Raw genomic sequence first — 16,923 nt, forward strand, 5'->3', positions numbered from 1 at the left:
GTAGGGTTTTCGACGTGTCTGTTTCGGCACATTTGTAAACTAGCTCACTGCTCATCTGAGCTTGAAGGCGTTATTACGCACACCTTCAATGACATTTCCTCATAAAAAAAGCCCGGCTCGAAAGCCGGGCTTCATATTCAAAATGTTCTGAGGAGCTTAGTTGCTCATCATCGCTGTGCCGACTTCGGACAGAGTGATCAGAACTTCTGTGCGGCGGTTCAGACGCTCACGCACGCCGTCACCAGTTTGCACGAACGGCTCAGTTTCACCCTTGCCTTCGGAAGAGATGATCGCAGCGTTGACACCCTGGCGAACAAGTTCTTCGCGTGCATCAGTCGCACGACGATCAGAGAGGCCCATATTGTAGGCTGCAGAACCTGATGTATCGGTGTGGCCAACAACGCGGACACTATCGATGTTACAGAACTGGCCGACATCCATGATGCGGTTGATCGTGTTACGTGTTTCAGCAGACTGACCTTTATCGAATTCATAATAGATCAGTTCTTGACGGAATTGCTCAGGGCAAAGGGCGATGATTGGGCAAGCAGCCAAATCGGAAACCATTGTCACGCCATCTGAACATGTCACCATCACTGGCTCTGCTGGGCAGAGGCCAAGATCAGTAACTTCAGTCACGCCATCCCAACAGATGACAGTCTGGACTGGGCACAGTGTGATGTCAGTGACTTCAGTCACGCCATCATCACACATGTATGTCTTTGGTGGGGGTGGTGGCACATAAACAGGCGCTGGTGGTGTGCTGTCACCAAAGCGATAACGGAAGCCCGTCATCAACATGTGAGCAGAAACATTTTCGACAGACGCAGTCGCTGTGTTGAACAAACCGCCAACACCGGGAACGTTTGCTTGGACGTAAGTCCCTTCAACGTCGATATCGCCCATGTTCACATAGCGATAATTCGTATCCCAAGTCAGGTTATCCGTAATGGAGTAACCAACACCTGCGATCAAATTCCATGCGAGATTTTTGTCTGTATCACTAATGACGCATGCGCGTGAGATACGAGCACCAACGGGTGGTGACACACAAGCCGGGTTCGCGACAATCACGTTGCCAAGATCGTTGACAAAATCCTGAGCTGACAGTGACACATTGCCTTCAGCGACACCGATACCAGCACCAACGAATGGTGACCAGCGACCGAAATCGTCAAAATCATAAAGTGCGTTCAGCATCAGTGTGTTCGCATGAATGCTCGCTTTACTGCTTGGTTGACCGCCAATGGCGCCAAGGTCGTTGTAAAGTGTGCTAGCATCAAGTTCGAGACGCCAATTGTTGCCAAAGTCATAACCAAGGCCAAGTGCCAGTGCGAGGTTACCCTCACCCGCAACATCACCAACAAGACCAGCAGGCGCAGCGTTTGTCAGAGAAATGTCGGCATCGTTGACAATCCCATAACCAGCCTGAGCTTTGATGTAGACACCGCTATCCTGTGCCGACGCCAGCGTCGGTGCAGCCATTAAAGCTGTCGCCGCCGCCGCAAATAGAAGCCTATGCTTCATGATATTCCTCCGTAAATGGTCCAAGCCATTAGTTTGATTCAGGTTTACGCACCCCAGTAGAGTCCGACTCCTAATACGCCTGCTACACGAAACAGTTCCAAAATGCCAACGTCCCTTTTGAATTAAACGCAAATTTTGAAAAGTTTTCGTACTTAACGTTGCAATTCTGCACCACCTCTATGTCCATTGTGGCAACTTTCAGGCAAAATGGAGAATTTGTGGTACGCCCACACGGACTCGAACCGTGGACATCCTCATTAAAAGTGAGGCGCTCTACCGACTGAGCTATGGGCGCTTGCCACAAAGGCATGGGCAGCGGTCTAAGCCAGGCTGCGAAAGCGAGCGCTAACTAAGCGCGCACCCTAGCGTCGTCAACCCGTTTCACCTGCTTGATTTTGATCCCATGCAGTCCGAAAACCCGCGACAAAATCAGAGTAGGTTCCAGCCTCTATCGCCGCGCGAATTCGAGCCATCAAATCTTCAAAATAAGCTATGTTATGCCATGATAGGATCATCTGACCCAACATCTCCTTGGAACGGATGAGATGATGCAGATATGCCTTGGAGTAATCCCGCGATGCCGGGCAGTCGATAGAGGCATCTAACGGGCTATCATTTTCAGCGAATTCAGCGCGTTTGATATTGTAGGCACCGACATCGGTCCAAACTTGACCATGTCGTCCAGATCGAGTCGGGATGACGCAATCGAACATATCGACGCCGCGATAGACAGCCTCAACAATGTCGATCGGTTTTCCTACGCCCATCAGGTATCGCGGTCGGTCTGTAGGCAAGTGTGGCGTTGTCACATCCAAAACTTGGCACATGGTTTCGTGCCCTTCACCAACGGCTAACCCACCAATCGCATACCCACCGAAGCCGCCCAACGCGATTGAGAGCTTGGCCGATTCAGCGCGCAGATCTTCATAGGTGGAGCCCTGAACGATGGCGAAGAGTGTCTGATCAGGTCTGTTGCCAAACGCAGCGAGAGACCGCTCCCCCCACCGTAGAGACAATTCCATAGACGCCCGCGCCTGATCTGGAGTCGCTGGAAACGGCGTGCATTCGTCAAACTGCATGCAAATATCCGCGCCAAGATGTTCCGCTTGAATTTCCATCGAGCGCTCAGGACTCAGCATATGTTTGCTGCCGTCAATATGAGAGCGAAACTCGACACCCTCTTCGCTCATCTTGCGCAGCTTTGAGAGCGACCAAACTTGAAAACCGCCTGAGTCCGTCAAGATTGGGCCTGACCAACCACCAAATTTATGAAGCCCGCCTAGATTTGCGATCCGTTCGGAGCCAGGGCGCAGCATCAAATGATAGGTGTTCCCCAGAATGATGTCGGCCCCTGTTTGGCGGACCTGATCCATGTAAACGCCTTTGACGGTCGCGGCCGTGCCCACTGGCATGAAGGCTGGCGTCGCAATATCACCGCGCGGCGTCTTCAAAGTTCCTGACCGGGCTCGATCCTCAGTCGCATGAATGTCGAAAGGGAAAATTGCCATCAGGCACGCCAGATCAGGGAACTGTCGCCATAGGAATAGAAGCGATAGCCCGTTTCGATCGCATGACGGTATGCCGCCTGCATTTTATCGAGCCCCGCTAAAGAGCTCACGAGCATGAATAAGGTAGAGCGCGGCAGATGGAAGTTCGTCATCAAACCATCAATAACCTGAAATTCGTACCCTGGGGTGATGAAAATATCGGTTTCCCCGGACTTGGCGTCACCGCCAGAGGCCTCAAGCGCCCGAAGCGCTGTGGTTCCGACTGCGATGACCCGCCGACCTTCGGCTTTTGCACGCTTAATTTGCGCACTCGTCTCCGGACTGATCTCGAACCACTCACTATGCATGTCATGATCTTCCGTCCGGTCGCTTTTAACCGGTAGGAATGTCCCTGCCCCGACATGAAGCGTGAGCTTAGCCAATTCGATACCGCGTTCCGCGAGTTTTGCGAACATTGAGTCTGTAAAGTGGAGACCCGCCGTTGGCGCTGCGACACTGCCCGGATCATCGGCATAGACAGTCTGATAATCAGACTCATCCCGCGCATCAGCGTCACGCTTTTTGGCAATATAGGGCGGCAAAGGCGTACGGCCATGTTGCGTGATCGCCCAGTCCAACGCATCGCCGCTTAGGCCAAAAATCAATTCAACATCGCCGCCCTCTCGGATGGCCCCGACAGACGCTATGAAATCAGGAGCGATGACGACTTGATCCCCTAAGCGCAAGCGTTTGGCCGGCCGGATAAAGGCCCGCCACCGATCGGGCGCGGTCCGCTTATGTAGATTGATAGTCAGCGACACATCTCCGCCCCCACCTTGCGGTCTAGCGGGCCGAATCGCGGATAGAGCTGCAGGAATAACCTTCGTATCATTCAGAACGAGCAGGTCTCCAGCTTGCAGAAGATCAGGCAAATCTCTGACATGATAGTCGGATAGCCCCTCACCCACGCATAAAAGCCGCGCGGATTCGCGCGGCTGAGCGGGCCGAAGAGCGATAGCGCTCTCTGGCAGGTCGAAATCGAAGTCTGAAACGTCCATCGGTCGGACGGTTGGTCGCTAGGCGACCATCGCTTTCACGATCTTGCCCGGATAGCGTGGCGGCTCACCTTTTGGCAAAGCGTCGACCATATCCATGCCATCTTCAACTTCGCCCCAGACCGTATATTGGCCATCCAGGAACTGACTGTCGTCAAGACAGATGAAAAATTGGCTCGATGCTGAATTCGGATTGGACGAACGCGCCATTGAGCACACACCACGCAGATGTGGGTGCTTGTTGAACTCGGCAGGGATCTGCTTTTTCGCGCCGCCCATACCGGTTCCATCGGGACAACCGCCCTGCGCCATGAAGCCGTCAATTACACGGTGAAAGGTCAACCCGTCATAGAAGCCATCTTTAACCAAAGATGTGATCTGTTCGACATGTTTCGGAGCCAGGTCAGGACGAAGAAGAATCGTCACGTCGCCAGTCTCACCCGTCTGTGTATCGACGGTGAGGATAAGTTTTTCGGACATTGTATTCCTTGAAGTTTAAAGTGTTCGAGACGGGATCTGTACGTCACAGATATCGTCATAGGTTTGAGTAGAAATCCAGTTTGAGAAAGCATCAGAGGTCGCTTCTAGGACCTGAACGGTCGGACGGCCATCTTCAGGAAGATCTGCGGCAATCCGAACGGTATTCATTTGATCAGGGACGAAGCCCTCATCCTGACCTATCACACCCTCTTTAAATGAGGTCAGATGCTTCCGCCCAATCACGGTGTTTCCCCAGATAGAATATTGCGTATCAAGGTGATCAGCTTTGCCGCGCATCAGAAAAAACTGAGAATTGGCGCTGTTCGGGTTCGTTGTCCGAGCCATGGAGGTGACGCCCGAACAGTGAAGGGCATAGGCGGCGACTTTGCCATCGCGAGTCAGAATAGCTTGGCTGATCGGCTGGGTCGCAACAGGTAGAGATTTGTAAAAGCCGGTCGCAATAACCGTGCTGTTTTGATCGCCACCCCGGGCTGACACCAATGTCACATCCATATCTTCGCCGCGTCGGAAGTCGAATTCAGCTTCAATATCGGGCAGATCACTATCGCCAGTGCCATCACCCTTGGACCCGTCACCCGTCTGGTTCATAAAGCCGTCGATCACGCGGTGAAAGACAACCCCATCATAAAAGCCATCGCGCACAAGCTGCTTAACTTGGGCCACATGTTTCGGAGCGATCTCAGGAAACAGCTCAACCCCAATCTGGCCATAGGCCGTATCGATCAGCATCAAGTTTTCTGGATCGACCGTCCGCCATGCAGTTTCAGGGAACGTCACATCAGACGTCACCACGCCGTCAGAATAGCTCTGAGAGGCATCATTTGAACAGGCCGGACTGGCAATAGCGAGGGCCGTTAGGGCGCCGAGGCGAAGCGTCGTCTTCATGTGAATCTGTCCTTCAATCGTTTCGCGACCTCCGGGGTCACAAACGGGTCTACATTACCACCCAACCGCGCGATCTCTTTAACAAGACGCGATGCAATGGTTTGGAACTGCGGGTCTGCCATCAGAAAAACCGTTTCAATGTCTGGGTTGAGACGATCATTCATGCCCGCCATCTGAAATTCATATTCAAAGTCGGACACGGCCCGTAGGCCACGGACTATCATGGACGCGCCGCAGGATTCAACGAAGTGTATCAGCAGGCCTTCGAACGGTTTGACCTCGACTTCAATCCGAGATCGGAATGGGGCGACAACATGCTCCACCATCTCGACTCGTTCATCGAGAGAAAAGAGTGGATTCTTGCCCCGATTGATCGCCACCCCGACGACGAGCTTGTCGCATAAGCGCGACGCGCGTTTCAGAATATCGAGGTGACCGAGTGTCATGGGATCAAATGTCCCAGGATAAAGGGCAATCCTATAGGGGGTCTGTGCGCTCATCCCATTCATCTAGTCGACACAATCGGCGCAGACTAGAAGAATCACTCGTGCTTAGTCTTCTCCGTAGACATGATCACGCGCGGCTTTCAATTCTTCTGCCATCCGGTCGCGAATCGCTTGATCAGAAATATCGACATTGGCGGTGGTCAGATCTGTGCGGAGCTTGCGGAACACATCTTCATCGCCAGCTTCTTCCATATCGGCTGCGATAACCTGCAAGGCATAAGCTTGCGCGTCGGCTTCGGATTTGCCCATCAACTCAGCTGCCCAATGGCCGAGCGCCTTATTGCGTCGGGCTTCAGCCTTAAATTCCTTAGCTGCATCCATGATAAAACGGGCTTCAGAAGCATTTTTGCGTTCGTCAAAAACGGACATTTAGATTCCTCGGTTTGGTGTAATGAAGCGTCGGGCCTACCGACCTAACGCGCAAACTGTTTCTCTTCTTATCACTACAAAGAGGCCTTCGCTGCGGCAAGCAGCATCTTCCGGTCGCAGACTTATCCCCTGCCCCGACTGCCCGCACAGCGTTGCCGCATGCTTGCGCCTCGTCTAAAGGGCGCTCTCACTGCATGGGAGCCGCGCGTCAATGAGCCGTCGCAAGCAGATATACGAAGGTAAGGCCAAGATCCTCTATGAGGGGCCTGAGCCCGGTACGTTAGTCCAGTATTTCAAGGACGACGCCACTGCGTTCAATGCGCAGAAGAAGGCGACGCTTGATGGCAAGGGCGTGCTCAATAATCGGATTTCCGAATTCATCATGCTGCGCCTGATGGAGATCGGGATACCGACTCACTTCATCCGTCGCCTCAATATGCGTGAGCAATTGATCAAGCGCGTGGAGATCGTTCCGCTGGAAGTCATTTGTCGCAACGTCGCCGCTGGCACGATGTCCAAACGCTTGGGTATCGAAGAAGGCGAAAAACTGCCGCGAGCGATTGTTGAGTTCTGCCTCAAACGCGACGACCTTGGCGACCCACTCATTGCCGAAGAGCATATTTACGCCTTTGGCTGGGCAACCCAAGGCGAACTCGACGAGATGATCGCCATGACCCTACGGATCAATGATTACCTCCAAGGCATGTTCGCCGGGGTCGGGATTCGATTGATCGACTTCAAATTAGAATTTGGGCGTTTGGAACATCCGGATGGTCTGGGCGGTCATATGATTGTTCTCGCCGATGAGATCAGCCCGGACAGCTGCCGCCTTTGGGATCTGGAAACGAATAAGAAACTCGACAAAGATCGGTTCCGTCGGGATCTCGGTGAAGTGACCGAAGCCTATACTGAAGTCGCGACCCGCCTTGGTATCCTTAAGCCCAACCCGTCTTCCGCCAACATCTCCGTTATCTCCTCTAACGATTAATAGGCCATGCCCATGATTGCCCGCGTCTATGTCGGCCTAAAACCCGGCGTTCTCGATCCACAAGGACGAACGATTGCGAATTCCCTTAATGATCTCGGCTTCAACGAAGTCGTGGATGCCAAACAAGGCAAGGTCATTGAGCTCAGATTTGCCGAATCTGACGCTGGGCGCGACGCTGTTGAAGCGCGCGTTAAAGAGATGTGCGAGAAGCTCCTCGCCAATACGGTGATCGAGAGTTACCGCATAGAGCTGGACGAGGAGTAACGTCGTGCAGACGGCTGTTATCGTCTTTCCCGCCTCCAATTGTGATCGCGATGCCGCGACCGCGCTGGAAAAGCTGACTGGGAAAGCACCCCGCATGGTCTGGCATAATGACCCGATCATTCCGGACGATGTAAGGTTCGTGGTTGTCCCCGGTGGGTTTTCCTATGGCGACTATCTCCGGTCAGGCGCCATCGCTGCGAACTCACCCGTCATTCAAGACTTAAAACGTAAGGCTGAAGCCGGACTACCCGTTCTCGGTATTTGTAACGGATTTCAAATCCTGACAGAGGCTCGGATGCTGCCCGGCGCGCTGATGCGCAACACGAACCAAAAGTTTGTCTGCCGGATTAGTCGGCTCCGTCTCGCCAACGCCAAGACACGGTTCACCAAGCGCTACGACGCAAAGAATGAAATCGACATTCCGGTCGCTCATCATGACGGTAATTTCTTCGCTGATGACGACACGCTTCGCCGCATCGAAGGCAATGGTCAGGTCGTATTCCGCTATGTCGATAATCCGAATGGCTCGCGCAATGACATTGCCGGGATCGTCAATGAAGCCGGCAATGTTCTCGGCATGATGCCGCACCCCGAACGCGCAGTCGACAAGCTGCATGGCGGCACAGACGGCATCCCCCTATTCAAATCCATTCTCGAGTCGTTGTAATGGCCCCAACCAAACCAGCTGACGGAATCACTCCTGAAATCGTCGCCGAACACGGCCTGTCCGAGAGCGAATATAAGATCATTCTCGACCGGGTGGGTCGCGAGCCCAACCTGACCGAACTCGGTATCTTTTCTGTTATGTGGTCGGAGCATTGTTCTTACAAATCGTCGCGCCGTCACCTTGGCAAGTTTTTGACCAAAAGTGACCGTGTCATCCAAGGCCCGGGAGAAAATGCTGGTGTAATCGATATTGATGATGGCGACGCGATCATCTTCAAAATGGAGAGCCACAACCACCCTTCCTACATCGAGCCTTACCAAGGGGCTGCGACTGGTGTCGGCGGTATCATGCGCGATGTCTTCACAATGGGCGCGCGCCCGATTGCCCTACTGAACGCACTGCGCTTCGGCGCGCCGGATCATCCCAAGACCAAAAGCTTGGTCGCGGGCGTTGTCGCCGGGATTGGCGGTTACGGAAACTGTGTCGGCGTTCCGACCGTGGGTGGAGAGACCAACTTCCACGAAGGGTATAATGGCAACATTCTGGTCAATGCTATGTGCGTTGGCCTCGCCCGAACCGACAATGTTTTCTACTCCGCCGCGAAAGGCGTCGGCAATCCAATCTTCTATGTTGGATCGAAAACCGGACGTGACGGCATTCACGGCGCAACTATGGCGTCGGCTGAGTTTGATGACGATAGTGATGAAAAACGCCCGACCGTACAGGTCGGCGACCCCTTCACCGAAAAACTTCTGATCGAAGCCTGCCTTGAGCTCATGGCAACGGATGCGATTATTGCCATCCAGGATATGGGCGCAGCGGGCCTCACCTCTTCCTCCATCGAAATGGCGGATAAAGGTGGTGTCGGCATCAAGCTTAATCTCGACAAAGTCCCACAACGTGAAGAGGGCATGACGCCCTACGAAATGATGCTGTCGGAGAGCCAAGAGCGGATGCTCATGGTGATTCAACCTGGGAAGGAAAAGCTGGCCTTCGACGTGTTCGAAAAATGGGGGCTGGATGTCGCCAAAATCGGCGTCACAACGGATACGGGCCATCTGGTTTTGACGCACGGCAGGAAAACTGTCTGCGACATTCCGATTTCGCCTCTGGCGGACGATGCGCCTAATTATGATCGCCCCCACGTCCCGACAGAACCGCGCGATGTGCTAGAGCCACATCAAGTCCCAGAGCCAACCGACTTTAATGACGCCCTACTCCGCGTCATGACTGATCCCGATATGGCGTCAAAGCGCTGGGTTTGGGAGCAATATGATCGCCACGTCATGGCGGACACGGTCGACAGTAGTCAGTCTGGTGGAGACGCCGCCATCATCCGCATCCACGGCACCAACAAAGCTATCGCGATTACGACGGATTGTACGCCGCGCTATTGCTACGCCGATCCCGTCGAAGGCGGAAAGCAAGTGGTCGCTGAGACATGGCGCAACCTGACAGCCGTGGGAGCAGATCCGATCGCGATCACGGATTGTCTGAATTTTGGCAATCCCGAACGACCCGAAATCATGGGACAATTTGTCGGTTGTATCGAGGGTATGAATGAAGCCTGCCGCGCATTTGACTATCCCGTCGTGTCCGGCAATGTCAGCCTTTATAACGAAACCAATGGCGTTGCCATTCCCCCCACTCCAGCCGTCGGGGGTGTCGGCCTGATTTCTGACCTCGGCTATTTCAAGACACTTAAAGGCATGAAGGAGGGCGAAACCCTCATTCTGCTGGGCGAGACCAAGGGTTGGCTCGGAAGCTCCATCTATCTCCGGGCCTTACACAATCGGGAAGACGGCGCACCGCCATCGGTCGATCTGGCCGCCGAGAAACGTACGGGCGATTATGTCCGTAAACTGATCCGAAACCGCCGCGTCAGCGCCGTGCATGACCTGTCCGATGGCGGTCTCGCTGCGGCAGCATCCGACATGGCGTTCGCTACGGGTGTCGGTGTCGCGCTCACTAATCCGAGTGATCTACCCGGACATGCTTGGTATTTCGGCGAAGATCAGGCGCGGTACCTCATCTCAACTGACGCCAATTCGATCAATCCGATCCTGGCCACAGCTGAAGGTCTCGGTGTCAAAGCTCAGATTGTCGGTAAGATCGGCGGCGACCGCATCAAGGCAACTGACGCCTTTGATGTTTCTCTTGTCGGCATGCGTGATCGTTGGGCTAACTGGATGCCCGATCTGATGAGCGGCGCGACGGAGACCGTCTAATGGCGATGGCCGAGCGAGACATCGTTGCTTTGCTGAAAGCTGTTCTGCCTGATGCGGATATCGAGATGATCGATCTGGCGGGCGATAACGACCATTGGAAAGCCGTAATTGTCAGCGAGCAGTTTCGAGGTTTAAGCCGCGTCGCCCAGCATCAACTCGTCTATAGGGCGCTCGGCGATAAAATGGGGGGCGAGCTCCATGCACTCGCGCTGGAAACTCGTACGCCCTAACCACTTGCTCTGCTTGAATTTGCTTAGGTCCATCCCTAGCTAAAGCGCCGACACTTCAGGAGATTCCCATGTCCGACAATCCAGCTCACGCACAAATCGCCGAAACCGTCGGCGCGAATGACGTGGTCCTCTTCATGAAAGGGACACCGACTTTTCCGCAATGCGGCTTCTCTTCAACAGTCGTACAAGTCTTTGACTATTTAGGCGTGAACTACGCGTCCGTGAATGTTCTTGAGAACCCAGAGATCCGCCAGGGCATTAAGGACGTCAATAATTGGCCGACCATCCCGCAAGTCTTCGTCAAAGGGGAGTTCATCGGCGGCTGTGATATTGTCCGGGAAATGTTTGAATCAGGTGAGCTCCGCACGATGCTATCTGACAAAGGCGTGGAGATGGCGGCCTAACCGCTCCTTCAAATATCCAGATAAAGAAAAACCCGCCTCGATGAGGCGGGTTCTTTTTTTTGCGCTGATGGCAAATATTAGCGTGAATAGAATTCGATAACGAGGTTGGGTTCCATCTGAACCGCATAAGGCACTTCGTCGAAGCTTGGCACGCGCGAGAATGTCGCTTTCATCGCTTTGACGTCAAGGTCGAGATATTCAGGAACTTCGCGCTCGGCGAGTTCAAGAGCTTCAAGAACCAGAGCCATCGTCTTAGACTTTTCACGAACTTCAACAGTGTCGCCCGGTTTGACGCGGTAAGACGGGATGTTGACCTTCTTGCCGTTCACCAACACGTGGCCGTGATTGACGAACTGACGTGACGCAAACACGGTCGGCACGAATTTCGCGCGATAGACCACAGCGTCCAGACGACACTCAAGCAGGCCGATCAGGTTTTCGGACGTATCGCCCTTCATCCGTGTCGCTTCGTCATAAATGCGACGGAACTGTTTTTCTTGGATGTTGCCGTAATAGCCTTTGAGCTTTTGCTTAGCGCGGAGCTGCGTACCGAAGTCGGACATCTTGCCACGACGGCCCGCACCGTGCTGACCTGGAGGGGTCGGGCGCTTATTCACTGGAGACTTAGGACGACCCCAGATGTTTTCGCCCATACGGCGGTCAATTTTATACTTGGCGGAATGACGCTTGGACATAGCCTACGCCCTTTCTTATCGTTCGCAGGCCGGTCCTTCACGAAAAGGACAATTGCAACGGCGGCAGTGCGAAAACCCGTTAGAAGGCGGGCGATATAAGGCAACAAAGCGTGACGTCAACAGGGCATGACACGCGCGATGGCGGGTGTATTGCGTTGCAATGAACCGCCTACAACCCACCGATTCCCGCGCTGGATTAATCTCAGGCTTATCCGCCTATTTGATGTGGGGCCTCTTCCCGATCTATTTCGTGGCAACGAAGGCCGTTCCAGCGCCGGAAATCCTCGCGCACCGAATCCTATGGTCCCTGCCCTTTGGCCTGCTGATTCTGTTGTTCAGAAGGCAAATCGGGGACACGATCAAAGCGATCCGGAAACCTCGTACGCTCGCTCTATTGGCCCTCGCCTCTATCAGTCTGGCCGCGAATTGGGGCGTCTATATTTATGCCATCCAGATCGAGCAGATTTTCCAAGGTAGTCTCGGCTACTATATCAATCCTCTGATCTATGTTTTGGTTGCTGTGTTGTTCTTTGGCGAACGTCTGACCCGCTTACAGGGCCTCGCGATTGCGCTCGCTTGCATCGGCGTTCTGGTTCTCACGATCTATGGAGGACAGTTCCCGGTTATCTCACTGTTCCTCGCGGTAAGCTTCACGATCTATGGTGTGCTTCGAAAGCTCATCGATGTCGGCGCCATGCCCGGACTCTTTATCGAAGTCTTGGTTCTAATTGTGCCTGCCGTCCTTTACTTAGGTTGGTTATGGCAGACTGATACGCTCGTCTTTGGCACGGACCAAACCCTAAGCTGGCTCATGGTCGCTGCCGGTCCGATAACCGTTCTACCACTTTTGGCGTTCGCCTTTGCAGCACGTCGGATCCGTCTGTCCACACTGGGCATTTTACAATTTATTGGTCCGACGATGCAGTTTCTCTGCGGCCTCTATTTCGGTGAACCCTTCACCACGGCCCATGCCGTTTGTTTCACACTGATCTGGGTCGGCGTGGTCCTGTTTGCCTTGGATGGCTGGCGCGCTAGCCGACTACCATCCGTGCAATAAAGATCCCGAACGCAAACAAGACGAAATGAATCAGCGTTTGAGACGCTAAAAGGAAAGCCCCGTCGAGGAACATATTCTGGTCCGGGGCTTGCGCCTGGTTTCGCAGAGCCTTGCGGCGCGGCGAGAACAACAGGAACGTTGAGACAATGGCAACCGCCAAGACAAAAGGAAATGGATAGCCGAAAAAGCCAAGCGCAAAGCTGACGATTAAGGTGAGATAGGGAACGTATTTCATGACTCGGATTTCTTTTCTGTCTCAGTCTTCTTTTTTGATTCGGATTGACGTTTCCGGTCAATGTGATGGCCGCGACCCCGCGACAAAGCTTTTACGATGCCGCGAAAGGTGCGGACTTCCTGTTCTGTCATTCTCGCGCGTATTAGCGGCGCGCGAATATTGTGACGCATAAGCTCTTTCTTCACCGCAGGATAGAAGAAGCCGGCTTCTTCCAGTTCCGCTTCCATATGGTCAAACAATCTGACGAGATCTTCCCGAGGCGCCACATCGGATAGCGCATCGTCAAATGTGTCCGGCACACCCTCACCCGCTGCGTATAGAAAAGCGAAGACGTTCACGGCCTGAGCGAGATTGAGCGATTGGAAGGCGGGATTGACCGGATATGTCAGGATTGCATCTGACAGCGCGACGTCGGCATTGGTCAGCCCGGCATTCTCTGGGCCGAATAAGATGCCGGTGCGCGTTCCATCGCGTTCCATCGCGCGCAATTTTGAACCGACGCCGTCCACTCCGACAACGGGAAGTTCGATCTCACGACGCCTCGCCGTGGCAGACAGGACATAGTTCAGATCAGCAATCGCCGCGTCAGTCGTGTCGAATAGTTGCGCGTTTTCTAAAACAGATAGCGCGCCCGCCGCCAGTGTCTCCGCCGCTGGGTTAGGCCAACCGTCCCGCGGGGCCACAAGGCGTAAGTCTGTCAGACCAAAATTGAGCATGGAGCGGGCCGCGGACCCGATATTCTCTCCAAGCTGCGGGTTGACGAGAATAACAGCAGGCACAGTCCCGCCATTCTTACCTACAGCACGGCCCAATTGGTCATGCACGTCTTTGCCGGGCTTGTTCGCGCCCATGTGATCGCTCCGGGATAGGTCTTTAACTTCAAGCGGGCTTTGCTATATGCGGCCACGACTTTCCTAAAGCGCTTACCGCACATCCGATAGATATAGAGGACTTCATGGCCAAAATTAAGGTGAACAACCCCGTCGTCAATATGAATGGCGACGAGATGACCCGCATCATCTGGGACATGATCATTGATCGACTGATCGAGCCCTATCTCGATATTGATCTGCTTGACTATGACCTTTCGATCCAGTCGCGCGATGCGACGGACGATCAGATCACAATCGACGCGGCGCATGCCATCAAAAAACATAATGTCGGCATCAAATGCGCGACAATCACGCCGGACGAGCAACGCGTCGAAGAATTCGACCTGAAAGAAATGTGGCGCTCGCCCAACGGCACCATCCGCAACATTCTTGGCGGTGTTGTATTCCGTGAACCAATCATTTGCTCCAACATCCCGCGCCTCGTCCCAGGCTGGACCCAGCCTATCGTCATTGGCCGTCACGCGTTTGGTGATCAGTATAAGGCGACAGACTTTGTCGTTCCCGGACCGGGAACAGCGACCATCAAGTTTGAAGGCGAAGACGGCGAAGTTATCGAACGCAAAATCTTCGACTTCCCTGGCGGCGGTGTGCTGATGGGCATGTATAATCTGGACGATTCGATCCGCGATTTCGCGCGGGCCTGTTTCAACTATGGTGTCCAACGTCGTTGGCCTGTCTACATGTCGACCAAGAACACCATCCTCAAAAAATATGACGGTCGCTTCAAAGATATCTTCCAAGAGATTTTCGACGCAGAATTCGCTGACAAGTTCGCCGAATTTGGCGGCGAATATCAGCACCGCCTCATCGACGACATGGTCGCGGCCGCAATGAAATGGTCCGGCGGTTATATCTGGGCGTGTAAGAACTATGACGGCGATGTGCAGTCCGACACGGTTGCACAGGGCTTCGGCTCACTCGGCCTGATGACGTCCTTCCTGCTCACGCCTGATGGTAAGACAATGGAAGCGGAGGCCGCACACGGCACTGTTACCCGTCACTACCGCAACCATCAAAAAGGCGAAGCCACGTCGACTAACTCAACCGCCTCCATCTATGCATGGACACGCGGCTTGGCTCACCGGGCCAAGATCGACGACAATGAAGCGCTACTTAAGTTCGCAGTCGGTCTGGAAAACACCGTACGCGAAACTATCGAAGGCGGTCAGATGACCAAAGACCTCGCCCTTCTCGTCGGCGACAAGCAAGGCTGGTTGACCACGACAGGCTATCTCGAAGCGATTGCCGAGAACCTTGAAAAGAAGATGGCCTAGAGCCATCACACTAAACTCTAATCAAACAAAGCCTCGGCCCTGTGCCGGGGCTTTTTTGTTAGACGCATCGCATGGATGACTTTGTGACAGCATGGGATGAACTCCCACTCGGTAGTTTTGATGGCCTGTTTCAAGGTCGGCGCTACGGCGTTACTCGGACAGAACGGGATGGCGGTCGGCAGAGTTGGCTCTGGGCGGAAGAACTCGGCGGGTCAGATCACATCAGCGCCAATTTCTACCGCTTAAAGTCAGGGCCATTACTGAAGCCCTGCGAAATGCCCGCTGCAAAAGTTATCGCTTTTGTCCTGAATATCGAACCAATTCTGCTGCGCGAACCGTAAAGAGATAAATGACTCGGCACTCCGCCGGATGATGTTGGAGCTAAAATGCGCCTATTCTCACTATTGTTCGCAACGGCCTTCATGGCGCCAGGCGTCGCTACTGCCAACGAAGCGCAAGAGGGCCCGAATATACGCATCGGTGCCGCCGCGCTCTATACGCCGAAATATGTGGGGTCCGACGATTACGACCTTCGAGCCCTCCCCCTTATTAGTTTTGATAATCTAGCTGGGTTTGAACTGTCAGGACTGGCGCTGGCCTATCCTCTGATCGATATTGGAACGGGCCAAGGGCCAGGCCGCTGGTCATTGAAGGCCGGTCCGCGCGTCGCCTTCGACTTTGGTCGCGACAGTGAAGACAGCCCAACCCTAACCGGATTAGAAGACATTGGTGCCAGCCTACTGACCGGCGGGTTTCTACGCGCGTCTTACGGCCCGCTCGGCGTTAGGGTTGATGCTGGACAGGATGTGCTCGGTGGACATGACGGGTTCAATGCGGATCTGTCGGTCGGAACCTATCTGCCAGACGGGCTACTGGCCGAAAACTTAGCCATCCAACCTGCTATCACGATCAGTTGGGCTGATGAGACGTACAATCAGGCCATATACGGCATCACGGCGCAGCAAGCCGCTGCGTCGGGCCTGCCTCAATATGATCTGGGTAGCGGCTTTCACCGCGCCTCCGTCAGCCTGCTTAGCTGGTATCAAATCGATGATCGCTGGCAGTTAAACACGGTTCTATCTTACCGAAAATATAGAGGTGATTTTGCCGATAGTCCGATATTGCAGGCCCCAGATGGTGCGACATCCGATGTCTTTGCACTGATAGGGGTTTCTAGGCGGTTCGGTTAATGACGATTTTGAAAACGGCGACTTTAGGGGCGGCATTGATGATCGCGGGCTGCACGTCCGAAGGGGCAAGTCTTCAAGATCAAGACACTGCCCGCTGCGACGACATTTGGACAATTAATAGCGTCACCGTTCTTCCCGAAATGGAGACACAGGCTCAGCGTTATTACGAAGCCGCCTGGCTACCTGCACGCGTGCGGGCCAAGGCCAAGGGGGTCGTGAAAGACTATATGCTTATGAGCTCTGGCAAACCCGATCAGCCAGACATTCAACTCATAACAGTTTATGAAGATGATCAGCAATGGAATGCCAGCGAGGACGCTTTCCAAGCTATCTTCAAGGAACTCGGACTACCACGCCCACTCTTAATCGATGGATTGGAGCGCAGTCAGATCATTGCCGACACGATAGGCGCCGATGACTACCGCTTCGTTCGGTCCGTTTCAGGGCCTTGCAACTAGCACTCTTTAA

General features: G+C 53.9%; 21 protein-coding genes and 1 tRNA gene. 11 read left to right on the top strand and 11 right to left on the bottom strand.

Translation table 11 applies throughout. The features are described from left to right. Positions 1 to 156: 156 nt before the first annotated feature. From QQL54_RS07015 to QQL54_RS07050, 8 genes are all read right to left on the bottom strand, one after another. The gene (locus QQL54_RS07015; RefSeq protein ID WP_284389029.1) at positions 157 to 1,527 is read right to left on the bottom strand and encodes an OmpA family protein; all 1,371 of its coding nucleotides are present in this window, start codon (positions 1,525 to 1,527) and stop codon (positions 157 to 159) included. 219 nt (positions 1,528 to 1,746) lie between these two features. Continuing rightward, positions 1,747 to 1,822: transfer RNA gene (locus QQL54_RS07020), tRNA-Lys, on the bottom strand. 76 nt (positions 1,823 to 1,898) lie between these two features. Beyond that, complete coding sequence (tgt, locus tag QQL54_RS07025) at positions 1,899 to 3,035, bottom strand: tRNA guanosine(34) transglycosylase Tgt (RefSeq protein ID WP_284389030.1); 1,137 nt, start codon at positions 3,033 to 3,035, stop codon at positions 1,899 to 1,901. Continuing rightward, positions 3,035 to 4,072: a tRNA preQ1(34) S-adenosylmethionine ribosyltransferase-isomerase QueA gene (gene queA / locus QQL54_RS07030; protein ID WP_284389031.1), complete on the bottom strand. Its 1,038-nt coding sequence runs from the start codon at positions 4,070 to 4,072 to the stop codon at positions 3,035 to 3,037. The genes tgt and queA overlap by 1 nt, the downstream gene beginning before the upstream one ends. Before the next feature lie 18 nt (positions 4,073 to 4,090). Continuing rightward, the gene (locus QQL54_RS07035) at positions 4,091 to 4,549 is read right to left on the bottom strand and encodes a peptidylprolyl isomerase (RefSeq protein WP_284389033.1); all 459 of its coding nucleotides are present in this window, start codon (positions 4,547 to 4,549) and stop codon (positions 4,091 to 4,093) included. A gap of 15 nt (positions 4,550 to 4,564) precedes the next feature. Continuing rightward, positions 4,565 to 5,455, bottom strand: coding sequence for a peptidylprolyl isomerase (locus QQL54_RS07040; protein WP_284389035.1), 891 nt, complete (start codon positions 5,453 to 5,455; stop codon positions 4,565 to 4,567). Beyond that, positions 5,452 to 5,955 (bottom strand): pantetheine-phosphate adenylyltransferase, encoded by a 504-nt coding sequence (gene coaD, locus QQL54_RS07045; RefSeq protein WP_284389038.1) that lies wholly within the window; start codon positions 5,953 to 5,955, stop codon positions 5,452 to 5,454. Before coaD ends, QQL54_RS07040 begins: the two co-directional genes overlap by 4 nt. 51 nt (positions 5,956 to 6,006) lie before the next feature. Then, complete coding sequence (locus tag QQL54_RS07050) at positions 6,007 to 6,330, bottom strand: DUF1476 domain-containing protein (protein WP_284389040.1); 324 nt, start codon at positions 6,328 to 6,330, stop codon at positions 6,007 to 6,009. 211 nt (positions 6,331 to 6,541) lie between these two features. Here QQL54_RS07050 and purC point away from each other — a divergent pair, with 211 nt between their 5' ends. From purC to grxD, 6 genes are all read left to right on the top strand, one after another. Continuing rightward, the gene (gene purC, locus QQL54_RS07055; RefSeq protein ID WP_284389041.1) at positions 6,542 to 7,318 is read left to right on the top strand and encodes a phosphoribosylaminoimidazolesuccinocarboxamide synthase; all 777 of its coding nucleotides are present in this window, start codon (positions 6,542 to 6,544) and stop codon (positions 7,316 to 7,318) included. Between the two features lie 12 nt (positions 7,319 to 7,330). Beyond that, on the top strand, positions 7,331 to 7,582 hold the full coding sequence (gene purS / locus QQL54_RS07060) for a phosphoribosylformylglycinamidine synthase subunit PurS (protein ID WP_284389042.1): 252 nt from the start codon (positions 7,331 to 7,333) through the stop codon (positions 7,580 to 7,582). A gap of 4 nt (positions 7,583 to 7,586) precedes the next feature. Continuing rightward, positions 7,587 to 8,249 (top strand): phosphoribosylformylglycinamidine synthase subunit PurQ, encoded by a 663-nt coding sequence (gene purQ, locus QQL54_RS07065; RefSeq protein ID WP_284389043.1) that lies wholly within the window; start codon positions 7,587 to 7,589, stop codon positions 8,247 to 8,249. Further along, positions 8,249 to 10,477: a phosphoribosylformylglycinamidine synthase subunit PurL gene (gene purL, locus QQL54_RS07070; protein ID WP_284389044.1), complete on the top strand. Its 2,229-nt coding sequence runs from the start codon at positions 8,249 to 8,251 to the stop codon at positions 10,475 to 10,477. Before purQ ends, purL begins: the two co-directional genes overlap by 1 nt. Further along, entirely contained in the window at positions 10,477 to 10,707 is a 231-nt protein-coding gene (locus QQL54_RS07075; protein ID WP_284389045.1) for a BolA family protein, read from the top strand. The genes purL and QQL54_RS07075 overlap by 1 nt, the downstream gene beginning before the upstream one ends. 68 nt (positions 10,708 to 10,775) lie before the next feature. Next, positions 10,776 to 11,111: a Grx4 family monothiol glutaredoxin gene (grxD, locus tag QQL54_RS07080; protein WP_284389046.1), complete on the top strand. Its 336-nt coding sequence runs from the start codon at positions 10,776 to 10,778 to the stop codon at positions 11,109 to 11,111. Between the two features lie 77 nt (positions 11,112 to 11,188). Here the strand turns inward: grxD and rpsD are convergent, their stop codons facing one another. Further along, complete coding sequence (rpsD, locus tag QQL54_RS07085; RefSeq protein WP_284389047.1) at positions 11,189 to 11,806, bottom strand: 30S ribosomal protein S4; 618 nt, start codon at positions 11,804 to 11,806, stop codon at positions 11,189 to 11,191. 160 nt (positions 11,807 to 11,966) lie between these two features. Here rpsD and rarD point away from each other — a divergent pair, with 160 nt between their 5' ends. Further along, entirely contained in the window at positions 11,967 to 12,863 is an 897-nt protein-coding gene (rarD, locus tag QQL54_RS07090) for an EamA family transporter RarD (RefSeq protein ID WP_284389049.1), read from the top strand. Here the strand turns inward: rarD and QQL54_RS07095 are convergent. After that, complete coding sequence (locus QQL54_RS07095) at positions 12,838 to 13,098, bottom strand: hypothetical protein (protein ID WP_284389051.1); 261 nt, start codon at positions 13,096 to 13,098, stop codon at positions 12,838 to 12,840. The genes rarD and QQL54_RS07095 overlap by 26 nt on opposite strands. After that, complete coding sequence (locus tag QQL54_RS07100) at positions 13,095 to 13,949, bottom strand: RNA methyltransferase (RefSeq protein ID WP_284389053.1); 855 nt, start codon at positions 13,947 to 13,949, stop codon at positions 13,095 to 13,097. The genes QQL54_RS07095 and QQL54_RS07100 overlap by 4 nt, the downstream gene beginning before the upstream one ends. Before the next feature lie 104 nt (positions 13,950 to 14,053). On the opposite strand from QQL54_RS07100, the gene QQL54_RS07105 reads away from it, so the two are divergent. The 4 genes from QQL54_RS07105 to QQL54_RS07120 all read left to right on the top strand — a co-directional run bounded on the left by QQL54_RS07105 (position 14,054) and on the right by QQL54_RS07120 (position 16,913). Further along, entirely contained in the window at positions 14,054 to 15,265 is a 1,212-nt protein-coding gene (locus QQL54_RS07105; RefSeq protein ID WP_284389055.1) for an NADP-dependent isocitrate dehydrogenase, read from the top strand. Between the two features lie 71 nt (positions 15,266 to 15,336). Continuing rightward, positions 15,337 to 15,606 carry a hypothetical protein gene (locus QQL54_RS07110; RefSeq protein WP_284389057.1) on the top strand — a complete coding sequence of 90 codons (270 nt, stop codon included), beginning with the start codon at positions 15,337 to 15,339 and terminating at the stop codon, positions 15,604 to 15,606. A gap of 45 nt (positions 15,607 to 15,651) precedes the next feature. Beyond that, entirely contained in the window at positions 15,652 to 16,455 is an 804-nt protein-coding gene (locus QQL54_RS07115) for a MipA/OmpV family protein (RefSeq protein WP_284389059.1), read from the top strand. Next, positions 16,455 to 16,913, top strand: coding sequence for a hypothetical protein (locus QQL54_RS07120; RefSeq protein WP_284389061.1), 459 nt, complete (start codon positions 16,455 to 16,457; stop codon positions 16,911 to 16,913). The genes QQL54_RS07115 and QQL54_RS07120 overlap by 1 nt, the downstream gene beginning before the upstream one ends. Positions 16,914 to 16,923: the final 10 nt, after the last annotated feature.

The sequence above is a fragment of the Algimonas ampicilliniresistens genome (assembly GCF_030159955.1).
GTDB lineage: Bacteria > Pseudomonadota > Alphaproteobacteria > Caulobacterales > Maricaulaceae > Litorimonas > Litorimonas ampicilliniresistens.